Here is a 7,246-nt window from a genome sequence, read left to right on the forward strand (position 1 = left end):
AACGCCCCGGCGGGCGCAGGGCCGCACGGGGCGTTTCGGTGATGCGCAGTGCGCGGGCGCTTATGAGCGCTGCGGATTGAGCTTGTCGTCCTTCGAATGCAGCTTGTTCAGTGCGGAGATGTACGCCTTCGCAGACGCCGCGACGATGTCCGGATCGGTGCCGACGCCGTTGACGATCCGCCCGCTCTTCGACAGCCGGACCGTCACTTCGCCCTGCGCCTGCGTCCCGGTCGTGATCGCGTTCACCGAGTACAGCAGCAGTTCGGAACCGCTGCCGACTTCGCTCTCGATCGCGTTGAACGTCGCATCGACCGGACCGTTGCCGCGTGCCTCGCCGGTCACTTCCTTGCCTTCGACCCCGAACACGACCTTCGCGTGCGGCTGCTCGCCCGTTTCCGAGTGCTGCGACAGCGACACGAACTTGAAGTGCTCCTGCTCGTGCGCGAGCGCCGACTCCTCGGACACGATCGCGATGATGTCCTCGTCGAAGATCTCGGCCTTGCGGTCGGCCAGATCCTTGAAGCGCATGAACGCGGCGTTCAGTTCGCTTTCGCTGTCGAGCGACACGCCGAGCTCCTGCAGGCGCTGCTTGAACGCGTTACGACCCGACAGCTTGCCGAGCACGATCTTGTTCGCGGTCCAGCCCACGTCTTCCGCGCGCATGATCTCGTAGGTGTCGCGCGCCTTCAGCACGCCGTCCTGGTGGATGCCCGATGCGTGCGCGCACGCGTTCGCGCCGCCCACTGCCTTGTTTGGCTGCACGACGAAACCGGTGATCTGCGACACGAGCTTCGACGTCGGCACGATCTGCGACGTGTCGATACCGACGTCGAGGCCGAAGTAGTCCTTGCGCGTCTTCACGGCCATCACGATTTCTTCGAGCGACGTGTTGCCCGCGCGCTCGCCGAGACCGTTGATCGTGCACTCGACCTGACGCGCGCCGCCGATCTTCACGCCGGCGAGCGAGTTCGCGACGGCCATCCCGAGGTCGTTGTGGCAGTGCACGGAGAAGATCGCCTTGTCCGAGTTCGGAATGCGTTCGCGCAGCGTCTTCACGAGGTTGCCGTACAACTCCGGCACGCCGTAGCCGACCGTATCGGCAATGTTGATTGTCGTCGCGCCTTCGGCGATCACGGCTTCCAGCACACGGCACAGGAAATCCATGTCGGAGCGGCTGCCGTCTTCCGGCGAGAATTCGACGTTGTCGGTGAACTTGCGCGCGAAGCGCACCGCGAGGCGCGCCTGCTCGAACACCTGGTCGGGCGTCATCCGCAGCTTCTTCTCCATGTGCAGCGGAGACGTCGCGATGAACGTGTGGATCCGGAAGCTCTCGGCCGGCTTCAGTGCGTCGGCCGCACGCTGGATGTCCTTGTCGTTGGCGCGCGCCAGCGAGCAGATCGTGCTGTCCTTGATGAGACCGGCGATCGTGTGGATCGCGTCGAAATCGCCGTTCGAGCTGGCCGCGAAGCCCGCCTCGATCACGTCGACCTTCATCCGCTCGAGGTGCTTCGCGATGCGGATTTTCTCTTCCTTCGTCATCGACGCACCGGGCGATTGCTCGCCGTCACGCAACGTCGTATCGAAAATGATCAGCTTGTCTGTCATGGGGGGCTCCAGGGCTCTTTATACGGAAATCAAACGTAATGAGATCGCGCCACCGCTGGCGACGCTCAACAACAGACGAGGCTTGACGGGGGGCGAGAACGGTCAGCGCGGCAGGCGCACCAAAGCTAGCGCGCGTAGCGGCGCACCGGCTAGAAGGAGGGAGAGGCGGGAAAATGCGGTCATGCCGAAGACTATAGCGGCATTCCGCTGGGTGCGCAATCGGACGGCACCCGGGGCTTGCGGCGGCCCGATTCGAAACAGGGGCAAAAGAAAACGGCGGCCTGAAGGCCGCCGTTTCCGGGCGAAAAACCCGCGTCAGTGATCGCGCTGCGACGAGCGCGCCGGATTCGCACGCCCGCGAATGGCCATGTAGGCCCAGAACACGTAGCCGGACAGCCCGTACAGCACGAACAGGCAGAACAGCATCAGCGGCGGGTCGGACGACACGAGCACGAACGCGACGACGACCAGCAGGATCGCCGCGAACGGCACGCGGTGCCGCACGTCGAGTGCCTTGCCGCTGTAGAACGGCGCGTTCGACACCATCGTCACGCCCGCGTAGATCGTCAGCACGAATGCGACCCACGGCAGCCAGCCGAGCTTCATCGGCACGCGGTTGTCGGTCGCGAGCCACACGAAGCCCGCGATCAGCGCGGCGGCGGCCGGGCTCGGCAGCCCCTGGAAGAAACGCTTGTCGACGCTGCCGATGTTCGTGTTGAAACGCGCGAGCCGCAGCGCGGCGCCCGAGCAATAGACGAACGCGGCGAGCCAGCCCCAGCGGCCGAGATCCTTCAGCACCCACTCGTACATCACGAGCGCGGGCGCGACGCCGAACGACACCATGTCCGACAGGCTGTCGAACTGCTCGCCGAACGCGCTCTGCGTATGCGTCATGCGCGCGACGCGCCCGTCCATCCCGTCGAGCACCATCGCGACGAAAATCGCGATCGCGGCGATCTCGAAGCGCACGTTCATCGCCTGCACGACCGCGAAGAAGCCGCAGAACAGCGCGGCGGTCGTGAATGCGTTCGGCAGCAGGTAGATGCCGCGGGTCTTCAGGAACCGCTGGCGCGCGGCGCGGCGGCTCTCGATGGGCACCGGATCCTGTGCCATCACCTTGTTGCGGCGGAACGGGCGTGGCGTCTGGCCGTTGCGCGGCCGACGCGGTTTGAATGCGGCCATCGTGCGTCCCGCCGCTTACTGTTCGAGCTCGGCGAGGATCGTCGACGACGCGTAGACCTTCTCGCCGATCGACACCTTCGCGCGGCTGCCGAGCGGCAGGTACACGTCGACGCGCGAACCGAAGCGGATGAAACCGTAGCGCTGGCCGCGCGACAGCGGTTCGCCGGCGCGCACGTAGCAGAGAATCCGGCGTGCGACGAGGCCGGCGATCTGCACGGCGGTCACGGTCTTGCCGCTCGCCGTCTGGATCACGACCGCATTGCGTTCGTTTTCCGTCGACGCCTTGTCGATCGCCGCGTTCAGGAACGCGCCCGGGAAGTACTCGACCTTGGAGATCGCGCCATCGACCGGCGAACGCTGCGAATGGACGTTGAAGACATTCATGAACACGCTGATCTTCAGCGCTTCGCGGTTCGCGTACGGGTCCTGTGCGGTCTCGACCGCCACGATGCGGCCGTCCGCCGGGCACAGCACCGCATTCGGCTGCGCCGGGATCGGGCGCTGCGGATCGCGGAAGAACTGGACGACGAAGACGAGCAGCAGCCAGAACGGCCACGCGAAGCCGAAGCCCCCGACGGCATGGATCAACAGCGCGATGACGGCTGCAATCGCGATGAACGGCCAGCCTTCGCGCGCGATGATCGGATGAGGATAGTTCATGGATTCGTTCTGTGTTCGGTGAATTGCAAAGCCCGTAGGATAGCAAAAGCCGCCCGGGGCACTGCTGCCTTCGGGCGGCTTTTTGGTACCGGCCCTCTATTCGAGGGGCCGGAACAGCTCGCGGTGCTTAGTTCTTCGTCTGGTCGACGAGCTTGTTCTTCGCGATCCACGGCATCATTGCGCGCAGCTTCGAGCCGACCTGCTCGATCTGGTGCTCGGCCGTCAGGCGGCGGCGCGACTGCAGCGTCGGCGCGCCTGCCTTGTTCTCGAGAATGAAGCTCTTCGCGTACTCGCCCGTCTGGATGTCGGTCAGGCACTGCTTCATCGCCTTCTTCGTCTCTTCCGTGACGATGCGCGGGCCCGTCACGTACTCGCCGTACTCGGCGTTGTTCGAGATCGAGTAGTTCATGTTCGCGATGCCGCCTTCGTAGATCAGGTCGACGATCAGCTTCAGTTCGTGCAGGCACTCGAAGTACGCCATTTCCGGCGCGTAGCCTGCTTCGACCAGCGTCTCGAAGCCAGCCTTGATCAGCTCGACGGTACCGCCGCACAGCACGGCCTGCTCGCCGAACAGGTCGGTTTCGGTTTCTTCACGGAAGTTGGTTTCGATGATGCCTGCACGGCCGCCGCCGTTCGCTGCCGCGTACGACAGCGCGATGTCGCGTGCCGCGCCCGACTTGTTCTGCGCAACCGCGATCAGGTGCGGCACGCCGCCACCTTGCGAGTACGTGCCGCGAACCGTGTGGCCCGGTGCCTTCGGCGCGATCATGATCACGTCGAGGTCGGCGCGCGGGATCACCGCACCGTAGTGGACGTTGAAGCCGTGCGCGAATGCCAGCGCCGCGCCCTGCTTGATGTTCGCGTGAACTTCCTTCGCGTACACGTCGGCGATCTGCTCGTCCGGCAGCAGCATCATCACGACGTCGGCGCCCTTCACCGCTTCCGCGACTTCCTTGACCGACAGGCCGGCGTTTTCGGCCTTGCTCCACGACGCGCCGCCCTTGCGCAGGCCGACCGTCACGTTCACGCCGCTGTCCTTCAGGTTCAGCGCGTGTGCATGGCCTTGCGAGCCGTAGCCGATGATCGTGACTTGCTTGCCCTTGATGAGGGAGAGGTCAGCGTCTTTGTCGTAGAAAACGTTCATGATGGTTCCTTCGCTAATTCAAAAATTCAACAATTCATTCGGATGGAGTACTGCGGGCCGGGACATGACGGCGCACCCGGCGTGCCTGTCTGGCATCACACCTTCAGGATGCGCTCGCCGCGTCCGATGCCGGAGCTGCCGGTGCGCACGGTCTCTAGGATCGCGCCCGCGTCCAGCCCCTGGATGAATGCGTCGAGCTTGTCGCTCGCGCCCGTCAATTCGATCGTGTAGGTCTTTTCGGTCACGTCGATGATGCGGCCGCGGAAAATGTCCGCCATCCGCTTCATTTCTTCGCGCTCCTTGCCCACTGCACGTACCTTGATCAGCATCAGCTCGCGTTCGATGTGTGCACCGTCGGTCAGGTCCACCACTTTCACCACCTCGATCAGGCGGTTCAGATGCTTCGTGATCTGTTCGATCACGTCGTCGGAGCCAATGGAAACGATGGTGAGCCGCGACAGCGATTGGTCTTCGGTCGGCGCCACCGTCAAGGTTTCGATGTTGTAGCCGCGTGCGGAAAACAGACCGACCACGCGCGACAGCGCGCCCGGTTCGTTCTCCAGCAGGACGGAAATGATGTGTCTCATGTTCGCTTCTTCCAGAATGTGTCCGTGTCGATTCACCCGCGCCGCGCGCCGCCGCATGCCGCTCCGCCCTTCGTGAAGGCGGGCCGCAGGGGCCGGGCGCGCGTCGCGCCGTTACAGATCTTCCGATCCGAGCAGCATCTCGGTGATGCCCTTGCCGGCCTGTACCATCGGCCAGACGTTTTCGGTCGGATCGGTCTGGAAGTCGAGAAACACGGTGCGGTCCTTCAGGCGCAGCGCTTCCTTCAGCGCCGGCTCCACATCCGAGGTCTTTTCGATCCGCATGCCGACATGGCCGTATGCCTCGGCGAGCTTCACGAAATCAGGCAGCGCATCCATGTACGAATGCGAATAGCGCTTGCTGTATTCGATCTGCTGCCACTGGCGAACCATGCCGAGATAGCGGTTGTTCAGCGAAATGATCTTCACGGGCGTGTCGTACTGCAGGCAGGTCGACAGTTCCTGGATGCACATCTGGATCGAGCCTTCGCCCGTGATGCACAGCACGTCGTCGTCCGGGTGCGCCATCTTGACACCCATCGCTGCCGGCAGGCCGAAGCCCATCGTGCCGAGGCCGCCGGAGTTGATCCAGCGACGCGGCTTGTTGAAACGGTAGAACTGCGCCGCCCACATCTGGTGCTGGCCGACGTCCGAGCACACGAACGCATTGCCGTCCGTCAGCTCCCACGCCTTCTCCACCACGTACTGCGGCTTGATGATCTCGCTTTCGCGGTCGTATTTCAGGCAGTCCTTCGAGCGCCAGCCCTCGATGTCCTTCCACCATTGCGCGAGCGCCTCGGTGTCGGGGCCATGCTCGGCCGTCTGCAGCTGCTCGATCAGCTCCTTCAGCACTTCCTTCACGTCGCCGACGATCGGGATGTCGACCTTCACACGCTTCGAGATCGACGAAGGGTCGATGTCGATGTGGATGATCTTGCGCGGACGCGACGCGAAGTGCGCCGGATCGCCGATCACGCGGTCGTCGAAGCGGGCACCGATCGCGATCAGCACGTCGCAGTGCTGCATCGCCATGTTCGCTTCGTAGGTGCCGTGCATGCCGAGCATGCCGAGGAATTTCTTGTCCGACGCGCGATAGCCGCCGAGGCCCATCAGCGTGTTCGTGACCGGGTAGCCGAGGAGATCCGCGAACTGGTTCAGTTCACGCGACGCATCGGCGAGGATGATGCCGCCACCCGTGTAGATGTACGGACGCTTCGCCGTCAGCAGCAGCGACACGGCCTTGCGGATCTGACCCGAATGGCCTTTCGTGACGGGATTGTACGAACGCAGCGACACGCTCTTGACGGGCTCGTACTCGCACGGCGTCTTCGAGATGTCTTTCGGGATGTCGATCAGCACCGGGCCCGGACGGCCGGTGCGGGCGATATAAAACGCCTTCTTGACGGTTTCCGCGAGGTCGCGCACGTCCTTCACGAGGAAGTTGTGCTTCACGCACGGACGCGTGATGCCGACGGTGTCGCACTCCTGGAAGGCATCCTGGCCGATCGCGGCCGTGGGCACCTGGCCGCTGATCACGACCATCGGGATCGAATCCATGTACGCCGTGGCGATGCCGGTCACCGCGTTGGTGACACCGGGGCCCGACGTCACGAGACAGACGCCGACATTGCCGGTGGAACGCGCATACGCATCGGCTGCGTGCACGGCCGCCTGTTCGTGGCGCACCAGCACGTGCTGAATCTTGTCCTGCTTGTAAAGCTCGTCGTAGATGTAGAGTACCGAGCCGCCGGGGTAGCCCCAGATGAATTCGACGTTTTCATCGGCCAGTGCCTTCATGAGCACGGTACCGCCGATGGAGTCGCTATCGGGAGGGGAAAGGGGTTCCGACGTGGAGAATTCCGCGCTGGGCATGTTCATTTTGACCTTTCGAATTTTCGGCAAAAAATTGATCGGGTGCTCTCTGCCGGGCTTGTGGCTCGGGTTCAAGCGGCGCGTCCAGTTTGAAGGGCAGGCTTCTTGGGCCAGCCTCAAATGAGACCATCACTTCATGTTGCGAATCATTGACGATAGCGGGTCGCGATTGGGTCGTCAAGCAAAATATCCCGCAGCG

6 protein-coding genes are annotated in these 7,246 nt (G+C 63.6%); all 6 read right to left on the bottom strand.

Annotation, left to right across the window (positions count from 1 at the left end; genetic code table 11):
- Positions 1–60: 60 nt before the first annotated feature.
- A complete protein-coding gene (locus tag JYJ84_RS23725) occupies positions 61–1,605 on the bottom strand; it encodes a 2-isopropylmalate synthase (protein WP_205189527.1) in 1,545 nt (514 codons plus the stop codon).
- Between the two features lie 315 nt (positions 1,606–1,920).
- Complete coding sequence (gene pssA / locus JYJ84_RS23730) at positions 1,921–2,787, bottom strand: CDP-diacylglycerol--serine O-phosphatidyltransferase (protein ID WP_122945908.1); 867 nt, start codon at positions 2,785–2,787, stop codon at positions 1,921–1,923.
- 15 nt (positions 2,788–2,802) lie between these two features.
- Positions 2,803–3,447 carry a phosphatidylserine decarboxylase gene (locus tag JYJ84_RS23735; protein WP_011352710.1) on the bottom strand — a complete coding sequence of 215 codons (645 nt, stop codon included), beginning with the start codon at positions 3,445–3,447 and terminating at the stop codon, positions 2,803–2,805.
- Positions 3,448–3,574: 127 nt separating this feature from the next.
- Complete coding sequence (gene ilvC / locus JYJ84_RS23740) at positions 3,575–4,591, bottom strand: ketol-acid reductoisomerase (protein ID WP_043188872.1); 1,017 nt, start codon at positions 4,589–4,591, stop codon at positions 3,575–3,577.
- Positions 4,592–4,686: 95 nt separating this feature from the next.
- Entirely contained in the window at positions 4,687–5,178 is a 492-nt protein-coding gene (gene ilvN / locus JYJ84_RS23745; RefSeq protein ID WP_011352712.1) for an acetolactate synthase small subunit, read from the bottom strand.
- Between the two features lie 111 nt (positions 5,179–5,289).
- The gene (locus tag JYJ84_RS23750; protein ID WP_046544741.1) at positions 5,290–7,053 is read right to left on the bottom strand and encodes an acetolactate synthase 3 catalytic subunit; all 1,764 of its coding nucleotides are present in this window, start codon (positions 7,051–7,053) and stop codon (positions 5,290–5,292) included.
- Between the last annotated feature and the right edge of the window lie 193 nt (positions 7,054–7,246).

This window comes from Burkholderia sp. LMG 13014, assembly GCF_905232215.1.
Classification (GTDB): Bacteria; Pseudomonadota; Gammaproteobacteria; order Burkholderiales; family Burkholderiaceae; genus Burkholderia.

Bases quoted from the DNA above. Each gene is read 5' to 3' on its own strand.
- JYJ84_RS23725 (WP_205189527.1), bottom strand. From the start codon at position 1,605: ATGACAGACAAGCTGATCATTTTCGATACGACGTTGCGTGACGGCGAG.
- JYJ84_RS23735 (WP_011352710.1), bottom strand. From the start codon at position 3,447: ATGAACTATCCTCATCCGATCATCGCGCGCGAAGGCTGGCCGTTCATC.
- ilvC (WP_043188872.1), bottom strand. From the start codon at position 4,591: ATGAACGTTTTCTACGACAAAGACGCTGACCTCTCCCTCATCAAGGGC.
- JYJ84_RS23750 (WP_046544741.1), bottom strand. From the start codon at position 7,053: ATGAACATGCCCAGCGCGGAATTCTCCACGTCGGAACCCCTTTCCCCT.
- ilvN (WP_011352712.1), bottom strand. From the start codon at position 5,178: ATGAGACACATCATTTCCGTCCTGCTGGAGAACGAACCGGGCGCGCTG.
- pssA (WP_122945908.1), bottom strand. From the start codon at position 2,787: ATGGCCGCATTCAAACCGCGTCGGCCGCGCAACGGCCAGACGCCACGC.